Source organism: Lentzea sp. NPDC058450 (assembly GCF_042721395.1).
Lineage (GTDB): Bacteria > Actinomycetota > Actinomycetes > Mycobacteriales > Pseudonocardiaceae > Lentzea.
Map to the genome: position 1 here is coordinate 57243 of NZ_JBHXLO010000001.1, position 15484 is coordinate 72726.

Annotated in this window: 12 protein-coding genes; 6 read left to right on the forward strand and 6 right to left on the reverse strand. The window is 70.1% G+C overall.

The genetic code is table 11. The annotated features are described in order from the left end of the window. Positions 1-394: 394 nt before the first annotated feature. On the reverse strand, positions 395-1066 hold the full coding sequence (locus ACFWNN_RS00295) for an AIM24 family protein (protein ID WP_382437623.1): 672 nt from the start codon (positions 1064-1066) through the stop codon (positions 395-397). A gap of 19 nt (positions 1067-1085) precedes the next feature. Next, a complete protein-coding gene (locus ACFWNN_RS00300; protein ID WP_382437624.1) occupies positions 1086-2468 on the reverse strand; it encodes a DUF2867 domain-containing protein in 1383 nt (460 codons plus the stop codon). Positions 2469-2637: 169 nt separating this feature from the next. Between ACFWNN_RS00300 and ACFWNN_RS00305 the strand changes: the two genes are divergently transcribed. The 5 genes from ACFWNN_RS00305 to ACFWNN_RS00325 are packed head-to-tail and all read left to right on the forward strand — an operon-like array spanning position 2638 to position 9822. Beyond that, positions 2638-3135: a hypothetical protein gene (locus tag ACFWNN_RS00305; protein ID WP_382437625.1), complete on the forward strand. Its 498-nt coding sequence runs from the start codon at positions 2638-2640 to the stop codon at positions 3133-3135. A 55-nt stretch (positions 3136-3190) separates the two neighbouring features. Further along, on the forward strand, positions 3191-4570 hold the full coding sequence (locus ACFWNN_RS00310) for a hypothetical protein (protein ID WP_382437626.1): 1380 nt from the start codon (positions 3191-3193) through the stop codon (positions 4568-4570). Next, the gene (locus tag ACFWNN_RS00315) at positions 4567-5934 is read left to right on the forward strand and encodes a VWA domain-containing protein (protein WP_382437627.1); all 1368 of its coding nucleotides are present in this window, start codon (positions 4567-4569) and stop codon (positions 5932-5934) included. The genes ACFWNN_RS00310 and ACFWNN_RS00315 overlap by 4 nt, the downstream gene beginning before the upstream one ends. Before the next feature lie 43 nt (positions 5935-5977). Then, on the forward strand, positions 5978-7090 hold the full coding sequence (locus tag ACFWNN_RS00320) for an AAA family ATPase (protein ID WP_382437628.1): 1113 nt from the start codon (positions 5978-5980) through the stop codon (positions 7088-7090). After that, complete coding sequence (locus tag ACFWNN_RS00325) at positions 7087-9822, forward strand: DUF5682 family protein (RefSeq protein ID WP_382437629.1); 2736 nt, start codon at positions 7087-7089, stop codon at positions 9820-9822. The genes ACFWNN_RS00320 and ACFWNN_RS00325 overlap by 4 nt, the downstream gene beginning before the upstream one ends. Positions 9823-9906: 84 nt before the next feature. On the opposite strand, the gene ACFWNN_RS00330 is transcribed toward ACFWNN_RS00325, so the two are convergent. Then, positions 9907-10704 carry an ion transporter gene (locus ACFWNN_RS00330; protein WP_382437630.1) on the reverse strand — a complete coding sequence of 266 codons (798 nt, stop codon included), beginning with the start codon at positions 10702-10704 and terminating at the stop codon, positions 9907-9909. Between the two features lie 427 nt (positions 10705-11131). On the opposite strand from ACFWNN_RS00330, the gene ACFWNN_RS00335 reads away from it, so the two are divergent. Continuing rightward, positions 11132-12091 (forward strand): hypothetical protein, encoded by a 960-nt coding sequence (locus tag ACFWNN_RS00335; protein ID WP_382437631.1) that lies wholly within the window; start codon positions 11132-11134, stop codon positions 12089-12091. On the opposite strand, the gene ACFWNN_RS00340 is transcribed toward ACFWNN_RS00335, so the two are convergent. From ACFWNN_RS00340 to ACFWNN_RS00350, 3 genes are all read right to left on the reverse strand, one after another. Next, entirely contained in the window at positions 12076-12855 is a 780-nt protein-coding gene (locus ACFWNN_RS00340; protein ID WP_382437632.1) for a hypothetical protein, read from the reverse strand. The two genes, ACFWNN_RS00335 and ACFWNN_RS00340, sit on opposite strands and share 16 nt — an antisense overlap. Positions 12856-12880: 25 nt before the next feature. Next, on the reverse strand, positions 12881-14800 hold the full coding sequence (locus ACFWNN_RS00345; protein ID WP_382437633.1) for a sigma-70 family RNA polymerase sigma factor: 1920 nt from the start codon (positions 14798-14800) through the stop codon (positions 12881-12883). Positions 14801-14867: 67 nt separating this feature from the next. After that, positions 14868-15482 (reverse strand): class I SAM-dependent methyltransferase, encoded by a 615-nt coding sequence (locus ACFWNN_RS00350; protein ID WP_382437634.1) that lies wholly within the window; start codon positions 15480-15482, stop codon positions 14868-14870. Positions 15483-15484: the final 2 nt, after the last annotated feature.

The window sequence follows — 15484 nt, forward strand, 5'->3', positions numbered from 1 at the left end:
GTTTTTTTTTTTTTTTTTTTTTTTTTTTTTTTTTTTTTTTTTTTTTTTTTTTTATTTTTTTGTTTGAAATTTTTTTTTTTTGTTTTTTTTTTGGTTTTTTTTTTTTTTTTTAAGTTTTGTTTTTGTGTTTGAACATCAGCGTTTGGGGTTTGTGGGGGTGGGCCGCCGCGCGGCCCGGCCCCCCCACGACCGTGAGAGGCGGTGAAGGAGTCTCGGCCCCGAGCAACGCGGCGATGACGCCCGCACTCAACGGTCCACGAGCAGCGGGCAACAACATTCAACGCCTCCGGCAGATGTGATCCACGATCCCGTGATCACTTACCCGCCCGCGACGCGGCCAAACGCCGCTGGGGACCCGGTCTCGGCGATCTCGATCACCGAGACCGGAACCCGGCTACTGCGCGGTCGGGATCGGGTGCCCTTCCGACGCCTGCACGACGACGATGCCCTGCCCGGTCAGCGCGAGCTGGTAGGCCTCACCCGAGCCGCGGCCGATGACCGCGCCGAGCTTGGCCGTCTTGCGGATCGAGGACTGGAGCGAGGTCGACCACAGCACGGCCGACTGCATGTCGACGAACGTGGGCACGTCCACGTTCAGCACGACCGGCGTGCCGTAGGCGGTGACGGCGAGCGCGCCGGTGCCGGTGAACGTGGTGTTGAACAGACCGCCGCTGAGCATCGACGCGCCCTCGGTGCGGTTGATGTCCCACGTGAGCGTGCTGTCGAACGCGAGCACGTTCTTGCCGTTGACCGTGACGCTCTCGTTCTCCAGGTAGAGCACGAAGATCTCGTCGGCGTCCTGGGCGAGGAACACGTCGCCGCTGCCCGACACCTTCATCAGCGACATGCCCTCGCCGGTGAAGGCCTTCTTGAACAGCTTGCCGAGGCCGCCGGCGCCTTCGTAGGCGAAGTCGACGTCGCCCTGGTAGGCGACCATCGAACCCTGCTTGGCGAAGAAGAAGCCGCCACTGCCCGTGAGGTCGACCTTGAGCATGCGTTCGTTCTGCAGTTGGAAGCTTCCGGGCTCGACAGGCCGTTCCGCGTGGTTGAACAGTGAGCTGCGCATGCGCAGATCATGCAGGTGATCACCGGCTCGTGCACGCCGTTCGGACGATTCCGCGTGCCATCATCGCGAACACGATGTCGTGCAACGGTTTCTGCGCCATCCAGTACAGCTGGCCCATCAGTCCGTCGGCGGTGAACGTCACCTTCTGCCGGTAACGAGTGCGGTCGTCGTGGCGGTCCACGCGCATGTCGAGCACCGTGTGGCCGGGCATCTTCATGTCGGCGCGCAGAACGAGTCGTTTCGCTTCGTCGTCGCGGTGCACGACGGTCCAGAAGTCCACGACGTCGCCTTCACTGATCTGCGGGGCGCGGCCGCGGTAGAGCCCGATGCCGCCGAGCAGGTGGTCGATCGCACCCCGGACCGTCCACACGAGAGGGAGGGTGTGCCAGCCGTCCTCGCCGCCCAGTTCGGTCACCGTGCGCCAGACGTCCTCCGGTGACGCCTCGGTGAGCACCGTCCGTTCCTCGGCGAACTCCTCGCCGACCTGTCCGCCTGCTGCCGGAGCAGCGCCGCGAATGGCGTTGTCGACGCTGGTCAGGCCGCCCGGCGGCCCCGGCAGCACGTCGGTGGCGGGCGGTCCGGACTGGTCGAGGTCGTGCTCCAGCGACGCGAACAACGGCTCGGCGACCGCGGCCGGAACCGGGGTCACGAGCCCGGCTACCTGCGCGGCGAGCTTGTGCGACCACACCGGCGCGGGCAGCGGCATCCGCACCGGCAGGCGCAGCACCCGCGCGCACCGCTGCACCAGTTCGACGTAGCTGAGCCGCTCCGGTCCCGGCACGTCGAACACGCCGTCAACGGGCTCGTCGAGGTCGGCCGCCGCGACCAGGAAGTGCACGACATCGGCCGCAGCCACCGGCCTGCTGCTGTTGTGCATCCACGCCGGCATGGGCACCCACGGCGTGAGCGACGCCGACGACCGCAACAGCTCGAAGCTGGCCGACCCGGCGCCGATGATCATCGACGCCTGGAGCACCAGCGCGGGCACCGATCCTCCCGTCAGGACGTCCCCGACCTCCGCGCGTGAGGCGAGGTGCGCGGACGGCTCCGTCGTGTCCGGCCGCGGGCCGCCGACGTAGACGATCTGCCGCACCCCGGCGTGTGCCGCGACGGTGGCCGTGGTGGTGGCCGCGTCGCGGTCGACGCCCGCGAAGTCCGCCCGGTCGAGCGAGTGCACGAGGAAGTACACGACGTCGTTGCCCGCCAACGCCTCTCCGAGCGCCCGCGCGTCCGTCGCGTCACCGACGTGCACCATCACGTTGGTGGGAAACCGGATCGCCTGCGCGCCGTCGCGCACGAGCACGGCCACCTGATGACCGCGCGCGAGCAGTTCGGGCACCAGCTGCGACCCGAGGTACCCGGTGGCACCGAGCACGAGGCACTTCTTCACGTTGGACGTCACCGGGACGGTATACCCGCTTTCGGCCGATCGCACTCGTCCGTTCGCCGCCGGAAGCCCCGCGACCTGCGACTTCTGTAGATCTTCAAAAATTGTCAGACCCCGTCGCTAACGTCTCACCCGTACCGCCGCAGAGGCGGGTCCACCAGTTCGGGGGCAAGGAGAGGAATCGTTGGCAGACTGGGAAAGCGCGAGCACGGCGCGGGTGTTGCCGCCCGCTCGTCCGCGCAAGCTCGCCAAGGTGCCGTTCGTGGAGTTGGCGGACGGCCGGCTGCAGGGGGTGGTGTCCAGCGGGTCGGACATCGAGCGGGTGTACGTCTCGTCGGTCGCCGCGGGCACCTATGAGTTCGCCTGCAGCACCAACAACAACAGGCCGTGCGGCGGCGCGCGTGGTTCGTTCTGCAACCACATCTCCGCGCTGATCACCGAGTCCGTCCTGCAGTACGGGGTGGACCGGGTGGCGCGGTACCTGCGCGTCGACGGCGCGGATCTGGACGTGTCGGCGCTGCACTCGCACATGCTGGCGGCGCGACCGTCGCAGGCGGACAGTGCCGCGGCCGCCCAGGTCTTCAGCCGCTTCCTGCGTCATCTGGCCTATGTGGAGCTTCCGCCGACGACGGCGCCGCTGCCGGAGCTGCAGTGGTTCCCGCCGACCAGGGCGGTGGTGTGATGCGCGCCGACCTCAGGACCACTTCCTCCGACGGTGCCGACGGGACGGTGGCGTGATGCGAGCTGACCTGCTTTCGGATCCCCTCGACGGGGTCGACGAGGCGCTGGCCGCCGTCGCCGGTCTCGACCAGGCCCTCACCACCGGCCTGCTGCGCCCCCAGCCCGCGCAGGCCGCCGGCCTGGCCGCGCTGGCCGACGCCGTCTCGGCGTCCCCGCTGGCCTCGAAGGTCGCCGAGGCCGCGGACAAGGCGGCGGCCGGTGCCGCAGGGGAGGAGCACTTCCTCTTCCTGGCGGCGGCGCGGATCGCGCTGTTCGGCTCCGTCCACGACGCACTGATGGCGCGCGTGGAGCAGGCCACCGGCCGCGCCCAGACCGAGTGGACCGCCTCGCTGCCCGACCCCGGGCAGGCCGAGAACCTCGTGCTGGCCGCCCGGTCGTGGCTGGCCGACGTGGCCCGCGCCGGCTGGCAGGGCATCGACCACGACCTGGTCTCCGGTGCCGAACCTGTGATCTCCGCGCTGCTGCCGCACCCGCGCCTGCGCCGCCTCGCCGCGCTGCTGGACGGGTTCGCCGCCGAGCTGGCCGCCTCGTGCCCCGGCTCCGCGCTCGAACGGATTCCGGCGCGCCGCTGGGGTGACCTGTGGTCGCGGGCGCTGCTGCTGACGTTGCCGGGTGCGACCGACGCGCCCGCGAGCACGGTGACCGGGCGGCTGCTGCCGCTGGGCGTCGACCTGCACGAGCACGCGACGGCCGCGCAGGCCCAGGTGCACGCGGTGTTCGAACCGGTGGACGGCACGCCGTTCCTGGTGCGCGCCAGCGTGTCCGCGTCGAAACCGGACACCGTCATCGGCGCCGGGATCTGGCAGATCCTGCGCCCGCACATGTCGCTGCTGACGGCCTTCACCGAAGGCAGGTCGGTCGAACTGACGGACATGCCGATGACCGCCGAGGGCGACCTGCTGTGGCAGGACGAGCACGCGAAGCTCGGCGAGCCCGCCGACCCGTTCGTCACCGCGAGGGTGGTGCTGCCCAAGGCGAGCACGCCGCCGACGGCTCCGCTGGACCGGCACCCGGCGCGGATCGCGGTGCCCGTGTTCCTGGAGGGCTACGCGGCCGAGCAGACCGACGACGCGCTGACGTTCTCCTTCGCCGGGAGTCAGGTCGTGATGGACACCGACCGCGTGCCGGCCGGACCGCTGACGCCGGAGGCCGTGGCGGGCTCGAACGCCTGCATCGGGTTGCTGCGGTGGGACGCGGGCGCGTTCCGGATCCAGCCGCTCGCCGCCGAGACCACCGCCCGCAAGAAGACGGTGGCGCTGCACGCCGGTGCATGGGCCGGGGGAGCGGTGGACAAGGTCGGGGCGAAGGCCGAGAAGGCCGCCACCGACGCCGCGACCGTGCTGCGCGAACGCGCCGGAAGGTTGCTGCGCAAATGACGGACGCCCAGGAGAACCGCCGCCAGGTCCTGTACTGGCGCCTGCTGTCGAGGTTGTTCGATTCCGAGGAGCAGGCCGCGCTGGAGTCGGCGAGCCTCGCCGTGCTGCAGGACATCGGCCTGCCCCCGGCACTGCTCGACCAGCACGCCGGTGTGGACTCGATCGTGCAGCGCCACCCGGAGCTCGCCGCCGAGTTCGACGGTGTCATGGTGCCGCAGGCGCAGGAGGAGCGCGACAAGGCGGCCGAGGTGCGCCGCGCGGCATTGGCGTCGAAGGTGCTGCTCAACGTCTTCGCCACCGGCTCCGGCACGGTCAGCGCGGGCCAGCTGGCGCGCTGGCAGTCCGACGCGGGCTGGCTGGAACGAGCGCTGGGCTGTCAGCCCGGCCAGCTGCGCGGCGGCAACGGCACGCAGGCGTCCGGCACCGGGACCGGCGTCGGGTCGGGCACCCCGGACCTGAGCACCCTGATCCCGCAGATCGGCCCCGAGCTCGGTGCCCTGGAAGCGGATCTGGTCAAGCGCATGCACCTGCGCGAGGTGCTCGCGGACCCGGCGCTCGCCTCGCAGCTGACGCCGAGCATGTCGCTGATCGAGCAGCTGTTGCGGGACAAGGACAACCTGTCGGGTGTCGCGCTGGCCAACGCCAAGGCGCTGATCCGCAGGTTCGTCGACGAGGTCGCCGAGGTGCTGCGCACGCAGGTGCAGAAGGCGACGGCCGGAGCGCTGGACCGGTCAGTGCCGCCCAAGAGGGTGTTCCGCAACCTCGACCTCGACCGCACGATCTGGAAGAACCTGACCAACTGGAGCCCGGAGGAGGAGCGGCTCTACGTCGACCGCCTCTACTACAAGCACACCGCGCGCAAGACCACCCCGCAGCGGCTGATCGCGGTGGTGGACCAGTCGGGTTCCATGGTCGACTCGATGGTCAACTGCACGATCCTGGCCTCGATCTTCGCTGGGCTGCCCAAGGTCGACGTGCACCTGATCGCCTACGACACCAGGGCGCTGGACCTCACGCCGTGGGTCGCGGACCCGTTCGAGACCCTGCTGCGCACCCAGCTCGGCGGCGGCACCGACGGCACCGTCGCGATGGCGCTCGCCCAGCCGAAGATCGCCGAGCCGCGCAACACCGTGGTCGTGTGGATCTCCGACTTCTACGAGTGGCAGTGCGAGCCGCTGTTCGAGTCGATGGCCGCGATCCACCGCTCCGGCGCCAAGTTCATCCCGGTCGGCTCGGTGACCAGCGCGGGCCGCGGCAGCGTGAACCCGTGGTTCCGCGAGCGGTTCAAGGACCTGGGCACCCCGGTGATCTCCGGCCACGTCCGCAAGCTCGTGCACGAGCTGAAGTCCTTCCTCACCATCTGACTTTCCCCACCTCCCCGACATCCGCGAAAGGCACCACGAACCCATGTCCGACCTGTTGCGCGCCCCCGCCGAGCTCAAGTACGCCGAGGAACTCGACTGGCTGGAGTCGGTCGACGACAACCCCAAGCCGTTCTCGTGGCGGTTGTCGCCGAAGATGATCCGCCTGTTCGTCCTCGGTGCCGAGCGCTCCGACGGCCTCGACCGGGAGATCGCGCAGAAGTGGTTCGGCGACCGCAGCATCGTCGAGCGGGCCATCGTCACGCTGGCCTCCGACCGCGGCCTGCTGCTCATCGGCGACCCCGGCACCGGCAAGAGCTGGCTCGCCGAGCTGCTCGCCGCCGCGATCTCCCGCAACTCCACCCAGGTGGTGCAGGGCACCGCGGGCACGACCGAGGACCACATCAAGTACTCGTGGAACGTGTCGATGGTGATCGCCAAGGGCCAGTCCCGGCAGTCGATGATCCCGTCGCCGATCATGAACGCGATGGAGTCCGGCACCATCGGCCGGTTCGAGGAGCTCACCCGCTCGACCAGTGACGTCCAGGACGCCCTGATCTCCATCCTGTCCGAGAAGTACATCTCGGTGCCCGAGCTGGACACCGACAACATCGTGTTCGCGAAGCCGGGCTTCTCGGTCATCGCCACCGCGAACAGCCGCGACCGGGGCGTCAACGACCTGTCGTCGGCGCTCAAGCGGCGGTTCAACTTCGTGCGCATTCCGGTGGTGACGAACAAGAAGAGCGAGGCCGAGATCGTCCGGTTCCGCACCGAGGAACTGCTGCGCCGCCACCAGATCGAGCTCGACGTGCCGCCGACCCTGCTGGACGTGCTGCTGCGCAGCTTCGCGGACCTGCGCGCGGCGTCGGACTCGGCGGGCAGCGACGACGAGAAGCTCGAGTCCGCGCTCTCCACCGCCGAGCAGATCGGTGTCCTCGAGGACGCCATTCTGCACAGCAACTTCTTCGGCGACCGGCAGCTCACCGCCCGCACGCTCGGCTCGTCGCTGGTGGGCTCGCTGTCGCGGCGCGCGCCGGAGGACCTCGCGATCATGAACAAGTACCTGCACGGCGTCGTCGAGCCGCGCGGCAAGGACGAGGGCGGCGAGTGGCCCGAGTTCCTCGCGGGCGGGCGTGACACGATCGCCACCCTCTCGTGAGCTTCGAGTCGCTGCGCACGCAGCTGCACGAGGCGGCGACGACGTTCGCCGACGGACCGGGTGCCCTGGAGGGCATCCTGCTCGGCATGGTCGACGACGTCGACCGGGCGGTGTCCGAACCGCTGGAGATCTTCCCGGTCTGCCACCACTCGCCGGCCTCCGCCGTAGCCATGGCCCGCCGCCTGCGGGAGAAGCAGCCCAAGGTGATCTACCTGGAGCTGTGCGAGGACATGGCGCCGCTGCTCACCGAGCTGCGCAACTGCCGTCTGCCCGTCGCGGTGCAGGCGTTCTCCAGCGAGGTGGAGGGCTTCCCGGCGGAGTGGGCGCCGCTGTCGGTGGTCGCCCCGATCACCGAGGCGTCCGCCGAGTACCAGGCGATCGCGTACGCCCTGGACACGCCGGGCGTCGAGCTGGTGCTGGTCGACCGTTCGACCGACCACGTGTTCCAGTGGCAGCAGCCGGAGCACAGGCAGACCGACGGCGAGGACGCGCTGCACGGTGACGCGGTGGGCGTGGAGATCGGCGACCTGCGCCCGCGCTTCGCCGAGCTGGAAGAGCACCTCCTGCACCACGGCAAGGTCCGGCACTGGTCGGAGTGGTGGCACCAGTACGTCGAGCTGCCGCTCGGCGACAGCGACCACGACACGTACCGCCAGGTGATGTTCCTGATCGGCAGCCTGTTCCGCAGGCTCGCGCCCGGCGACCCGCGCCGGGTGCGCGTCGACGAGGACCGCGAGCGCTACATGTGGACGCGGATGCGCGAGCACCTCGCGTCCACCGGCGCGGACCCGGCCGACTGCCTGTACGTGTGCGGCGCGTTCCACGCGGCCAGCAGGGTCGCGGAGTTCGGTGTGGACGGCACCGGCGGGTTCGTGATCACACCGCGCAGCGCGACCAAGTGGCAACACGGCCTGATCCCGTCGAGCCACGCGGCGATCGAGGCCCAGTTCGACCTGGCGGCCGGATCGGTGTCCATCGCGGCCACCGAGTACGCCAAGAACCTGCGGCGCACCAAGGTGAAACCGTTCCAGCTGGCGGGCCAGGCAGGCGCGAAGAAGAAGCCCGCGAAGCAACCGGCGCTGCCCGCGCCGGTAGCGGAGATCGTGGCGGCGGACCAGCTCACCGGCTTCCTGCAACGCCCGCCGGTGCTCGACGGGCTGGACGAGGCGGAGCTGCTCGGCTGGTCGGTGGAGATCGTCCGGGCGGCCCGCCGCAACGGCTACCTGGCGTCCACCGCGGACGCGATCGCGGTGTTCGAGACGTCGATCCTGCTGGCGGGCATGCGGGACCGGGCGCGCCCCACCCCGTACGACTTCCAGGACGCCGCCGTCACGTGCATCGAGAAGGACGTGGTGCCCGGCCGCCGCGACGTCCGCAGGCTCGTCGAGATCATGATGGGCGGCGACCGGATCGGCCAGGTCGGCTACGACGCCCTGCCGCCGCTAGCGAGAGACGTGCACGACCGGCTGGCGCCGCTCAACCTCAAGCTCCAGCAACGAGGTGTGCAGCGGGCCCTGCTCGACATCGCCGGCACCCCGGAGCTGGAACCCTGCTCGAACCTCCTCTGGATGCTGCGCTACCTGCTGCCGCAGGGCGCCGCCCGCCCGATCATGGGCGAGCGCAAGCTCGGCGAACGCCCCATCCAGGAGTCCTGGGACCTCGCGCTGGGCACCCACCAGCGCGCCCTGATCGAGCTGGGCTACGAGGGCGTGAGCGTGGAACAGGTGGTGGAGCAACGCCTCCGCCGCAGCGCCCACGACCCGCAGGCCACCACGGCGAAGGTACTGGAGGCGGTGGAGGACGCCATCCGCTACCTGCACAGCCCCCGCCTGGCAGGCGAACTGGGCACGAGAGCGCTCGTGGTCCTGTCCAGCGAACGCACGGTGGACGGCGCGCCGGACGTCCTGCGCCGCACCCGCCGCCTCCTCGCGTACTACCGCACCAACGAACCCGTGCTGCCGCAGTGGATCGAGTCGTTCGTCCAGACCGGCTACGCCCACTACTGCACGCTGCTGCCCACGGCGTTCACCGACGAGGAAGCGGGCGCCAACCAGGTGGCCGCCATGCTGGGCTTCCTGTTCAGCATGGAGTCCCTGGCCCTCTCGCTGGGCTGCGACCGAACCCAGCTGGAACTGTCCGTGGCGCAGTCCCACCCGGAGGAACCGTCCAAAGTGGCCCTGCTCTGGGCCGCGCAGGTCCACCTGGGCAACCTGACCAGAACGGAACTGCGCGACCGCTGCACCGCGCTCCTGACAAACCCGCTCTCGCTACCGAGCTACCCGAAATACCTGAGCGGCTTCGTGCACGCCCTGGACCCGGTGCCGAGCATGGTGGACTTCGTGGTGGAGACCATGTCCAACGCGTTCGCCCACCTCCCGGACCCGCTGCTGCTGCCCTGGCTCCCCACCCTGATCGGCACACTGCGCAACCACAGCGCGCAGCACGTCCCACTGCTGATCAAGGAAGCGGGCCGCCTCTTCCCAGCCCGCCTGCCGGCCCTCGACGAGTGGACCCCACCCTGGGAACAGGAACCAGCGGCCATCACACCCCGCGCGCACCGCGGCGGAGGCACCGGCTCACCCTTGCTGGCAGCCCACCCGGCCACCACAGACGCACTCGCGGCCCTGCTGGGCTGCGAGGGTTCCTGGCAGGCGGCCGGACCTACCAGCGTGGCGCTGCTGGCCCGTCACCCGGAGACGGCGACCGCACTGGAGGCGCTGCTGGCCACCTGACGTGACACGCCGGGTCCGTCCAGCGCAGGACGGACCCGGCAGGGTTGCCGCGCTCTGCGAAGAAAGAAGGAGCGTGCTGTGCGCTCAGGCGGAAGCCTTGGCGCGCAACGCCTCCACATCGGCCCGCAGACGCCGCACCTCGGTGAGGATCTCCATCGTCGCGGCCATCTCCTCGCGGTCGTGCTCGGCGTGCTCCTCGCTCACCTGGTTCTGCATCGCGCTCACCGCCACGGCGATGAACAGGTTCAGCACGGTGAACGACGTGACGACGAGATAGCCGACGAAGAAGACCCAAGCGAACGGCTTCTCGGCCATCACCTGCCGCGCGACCTCCGACCAAGCCTCTCCGGTCATGACCTGGAAGAGCGTGAACAGCGAGTCGCCGAGGTGGCCGAAGTAGTCGGGCGCGACGCCGCTGAACAGCTTGGTCGCGATCACGGCGGACACGTACAACACCAGCGCGAGCAACGCGGTGATGGACGCCATACCGGGCAACGCCGTCAACAGGGCCGACACCACCCGCCGCATGCTGGGCACGACCGACACGAGGCGCAGCACCCGCATGACCCGCAGCGCGCGCAACACGGAGAACGAGCCAGAAGCCGTCGGCAGCAACGTGACGGCGACGACCGCGGTGTCGAACCAGTTCCACGGGTCGCGGAAGAAGCTCCTGCCGTAAGCACCGAACCGCAATGCCAACTCGACCACGAACACGGCGAGCGCGAGCCGGTCGATGGCGTGCAGCACGTCCCCGAACGACGCGAGCAACGCGGGCGACGTCTCGGCGCCCAACGTAATGGCGTTGACCAGGATCACCGCGGTGATCACTTTGTTGAACCACGGGGCGTCCACCAGGAGGCGCACCCGGTCACGGGACAGCACAAGATCAATCTATCGAGAGCCTCGGCACCTCCGGCGGTTCGCCCGTTCGGCCGCCGCGGCAGGCGATGGTGGCGGTCCGGCGCGGCCGAAGGTGTGGTGGTCAGGCCTGAGCGCCGGCTTCACCCGGCCTGGAAACCCCTGTCGCCCCGGCAGTTCTCGATCGCGATCCACGTGGCAGCGCTCGTCGACACGCCGCAGCACCACCGCTCAGGGCCTCCCGGTCCACCTGGGACCGGCGAGCCCGTGCGTGGTAGCTTGAGCCGCCGAAAAGACGTGAGGCGCCCGCTTGGTCTGGTCGGGTCCTCGTAGTCCACACGTCCTCGCGAACCATTGCGGCCACGGCATCTTTCTGACGACTCGATTTCGTCGGGGGATGCGATGTGGCGCGGGTTGTCACAGGGTCTCCTGGCGAGGAACGGAACCAGTTGTGACCACCACGACCAAGTTCGAGGACGCAGCACCGCGCGGGCACGCTCAGGCCGGGATGCGCGGGGTGATGGTGCCCGTCCTGATCGGGACGCTGACCGGCGCGATCTTCGTGACGGTGTTCCTGACGCTCTTCCACGCGCCGACGCCGCATCGGCTGCCACTTGGGGTCGTCGGGACGGTGGAGGCCGTCCAGGCGAGGCTCGACGCGCAACGGCCCGGCGCATTCACGCTCACTAGCTTCGCGGACGCGCAACGCGCGACCGAGGCGATCCAGCGCCGCGAGATCTACGGCGCCCTGCTCCAGAACGAAGGAAAGGTGCTCGTCGCCGGCGCGAACGGGCCGTCGGTGACCGCGACCGTCAGCCAGGCGCTGCAGGGCCAACGGGTCGAGGACGTGCTGCCTTCGTCCGCAGGGGACACCGCCGGGCTGTCGACGTTCTACGCCGGGTTCGGTGTGGTGCTGGCAGGGTTCCTGTTCGGACAGATCTCGTACGGGATGGCGCCGAGGCTGGCGTTGCGCAGCCGGTTGCTGAGCATCGGGATCTTCGGGGTGCTCAACGGCGTGCTGGTCGCGTTGATCAGCAGTGGCCTGAACGCGTTGCCCGGCAACGTCGTGCTGCTCGCCCTCGTCGTCGCGCTGGTGGCGACGGCGGTGGCGGCCGCGACGGTGACGATCATCCGGCTGGCCGGGCCGGTCGGCACGACGATCTCGTCGGTACTGCTGCTCATCCTCGGCAACGCCACCGGCGGCGGCACGCTGCCCGTCGCCTACCTGCCGGAGTGGTTGCAGTGGGTTTCGGGTGTGCTGCCGGTCGGCGTCGGCGTGCGGGCGATCAAGGGCGTCTCGTACTTCCAGAACGACGGGCTCGTGGTCGGGCTGCTCGTGCTCGCCGCCTGGATCGCCGTCTGCGCGGGAGTCCTGTTCCTCAAGGACAGGCGGGTTCAGCTCGCTGGGTGAGCACGGGTCCAGTCGTCGACGTGGAAGGGTGCCTCGCCGCGCGCGTTCGACGCGTGGGTGCGGGCCCAGCCCGGCAGCGGCGCGGGGGTCATGCCGAGTCGTGAGCGGTAGTCGTCGTGGAAGGCCTCCAGGACGGCGGAGGAGGTGAGCGAGGGCTCGTAGTCGGCCAGGCCGGCGATCGAGCTCTCGCGCAGCTCGTAGCCGAGCGCCTTGGAGACGTCCGTGATCACGGCGCGCACCTCGGCCGAGACGGCCACCTGCACGACGGTGCTGAACAGCGACCCGGTCGAGGTGACGCGCTGCGCCGAGCCGATGACCTTCGTGTCGCCGGCGACGTTGACGCTGAACTCGCCGGGGCAGTACTCGCCCTCCACCTCGCCGACGCGCGCGTCGATGGGGCCGAGCCCGCGCAGCACCCGGACGTGCGCCTCGGCGTTCGCGGCGAACGTCGAGGCGCCCGCGTGCCGGATGTCCGTGGTGCTGTCTAGGTGGTCGATCACGACCGCGCCGCCGTCGTAGGCGACCATCCGGCCGCCCGGCGACCTGACCACCGGCTCGAAGCCCGCCGCACGGGCGATCGCGGTGGCCTCGGCGATGCCGGGCGAGCGCAGGTCACGGCCGCTGAACGCGACCGTGGGACCAGACGGCACGTAGATGTGCACGAGCTGCGCCCACGGCGCGTTGGGCGTGCGCAGCAGCAGTGCCGGGACCACCAGTTCGGTGATGGCGTTCCCGGCGCTCCCGGAGACCAGCGGGTTGTTCACGCCCGTGATTCTCGGGCACGCCCCGTCAGCCCGCGGCGCGGTATGCCTCACCCGCCTGGTTGGGCGTGCCGCCCGCCTTGTAGAGGCCGGTGCCGGGCTTGTTCTCGTCGGGCAGCGCGAACCACGCGTACCGCTCGACGTACGGCAGGCCCTCCATCATCGCGCTGGAGTTCTTGGCGAACGCCGCGAGCTGCTCCTGCGTGGGAAAACGCGCCGCGCCACCGGAGAAGTCGATGAGCGCGTACTCCGTGAGCCAGATCGGCTTGCCGTACCGGGCGTGCACGGCGGACAGGTAGTTCTTCAGGTGCCCGACGGCGGCGTCGCTGAAGTCCGCGCCGTACCAGTGCACCGCGATGAAGTCGACGCGCAACCCGCGCTGCGCCGCGCCGGTCATGAACCGGTCGAGCCACCCGCCCGCCTTGTCACCGCTGTGCGCCACGGCCGGACTGCCCAGCCGCAGCCCGGTCGCCTGCAGCTTCGGCCACAGGTCGAGCGCCTGCTCGGGCGTCATGTTGGCCTGCTCGGGGAAGTCGGGTTCGTTGAACCCGAGCAACACCTTGCCGCTCGCCTTGGCCTTCGCGAGCGTGGCGTCGTCGGTGAACTTGGTGCCCCAGATCATCGGCACGAACTCGACGTTCGGCGGCGTGGCGATGCCGTCGGGCGTCGCGGCCCAGTTGTAGTACCAGCCCGCGCGGACGTCCGTGAGCGCCTTGCCGACACCGTCGAACTTCCAGGTGCTGACGCCCTTCTTCACCGACTTGGTCACGGGAACGGCGGGCGGCGCGGGCTGGACCGTGGTGGTGGGTGGGGTGGACGACGGGGTCGAGGACGGAGCGGACGACGACGGGGGAGCCGAGGTCGTCGTGGTGGGCGGAGCGGTGGTGGTGATGGGGATGGCGCGGGCGACCGGTTCCTCGCCGGAGGGGATCACCGCTACCGCGACGCCCAGGGCCAGGACGGCGGCGGCCGCGGCGGCGACGGGTTTGACCAGCGCGCCTTCGAGGAGGAGGGAGAACTTGCCGCTGGTGGCGGAAGTGGACACCGGGGAGGTCGCGCCGAGGTGGCTCACACCGGTCAGGGTGGAGGGGTCGGCCCCGCCGAGGTGGCTCATCCCGGCCACCGTCGACGGGTCGGCTGTTCCCCAGACCTGACCCGCCGCTCCCGCGAACAGCGCCGGGTCGAGCGTGAACGGCAGCGGCACCAGCGGCAGCCGCGCCAACAGCCCCTCGACCGAGGCCAGGTCGTGTCCGCAACGCTCACACCGGACGCATTCCCGGCTGTGCCGGGCGATCCGCTTGCGCCACAACGCGCTCGGCTCGCCGTCCCACTCCGCCACCATGTCGGCGAGATCCGGGCAACGGGGCGTGCGTTCCAGCGCGCGCACGACGATCCGTGCGGCGTCGAGCTGCGCCTTCACCCGTTGCACGCGCACGGCCGTGTGTTGTGGAGTCAGGTCCAACGCTGTGGCGACTTCGGTCCGGGTCAGTCGGCCCGCGGCCTCCAGCCACCACAGCGACAACAGTTCGCGTTCGTCCTCGCTGAGCCAGCGGGTGGCCGCCACGACCTCGCGGCGCTGACCGGACAGCTGCAGGCGCATGATCGTGAGGTCCACGAAGTCGGCGCCGGGGTCGGCGACGTCGTGGGGGACCTCGCCGGCGATCGGAGTGCGCTGGCGTTCGCGGTGGCGCAGGCGGATCTGGTTCATCGCGATCACGACGAGCCACGAGCGGAAGCCCGCCGGGTCGCGCAGCGACGGGAGGCCGTGCACCGCGCGCAGCATGGTCTCCTGGACCACGTCGTCGGTGTCGGCGTGGCCGCCCAGGGCGTGGCCCACGATGTTGTAGACGAGGGGCAGGTACCCGCTCACCAGCTCGTCCAACGCGCGCTGGTCGCCGTCGCGCGCGGCGATCACCGTCGCGACGACGGGTTCCTCCGGTGCTGCCATGCCCACCTCACTTGCCGGTCCTCTGGTCCGACCAGGAGATGTCCAGGGCGCGCGGCGATAACAGAAACTAGCTCGGCTTCACCGCGACCAGTCGCTCGACCACGCCGAGCTTGAACCGCTCGTGCCGTTCCACGACCAGGCCGTGGCCCTCGACCAGCGGAAACGGGCGGCGGAGGAAGTGCTCGCCCGCCATCGGCACGGTGATCCGCTCCAGCAGCCACTGGACGCCGCGCGCGAGCCGGGACGTGCTGGCGACGTGGTCGAGCAGGATCAGCCGCCCGCCCGGCCGCAGCACCCTGACCATCTCGGCCAGCGCGGTCGCGTGGTCGGGGATCGCGCACAGCCCGAGCGTGCACACCACCGCGTCGAACGAGGCGTCGGCGAACGGCAGGGCGTGCGCGGTGCCCTGCCGCAGCGTCACGGAGACGCCCAGGTCGGCGGCACGGGCGCGGGCCAGGTCGAGCATCCCCTCGCTCAGATCGAGCCCGGTCACCACGGCGCCGGCGGGGTAGTGCGGCAGGTTGAGGCCGGTGCCGACGGCGACCTCCAGCACCTCGCCGCCCGCCTGCGAGCACGCCCACGCCCGCGAGTCGCCGAAGACCTTGCGGTCCAGGACGCCGATCTCCCGGTCGTAGGTGGCGGACTTGCGGTCCCAGTAGTTCTGCCAGCGCGGCCGGTCCATGC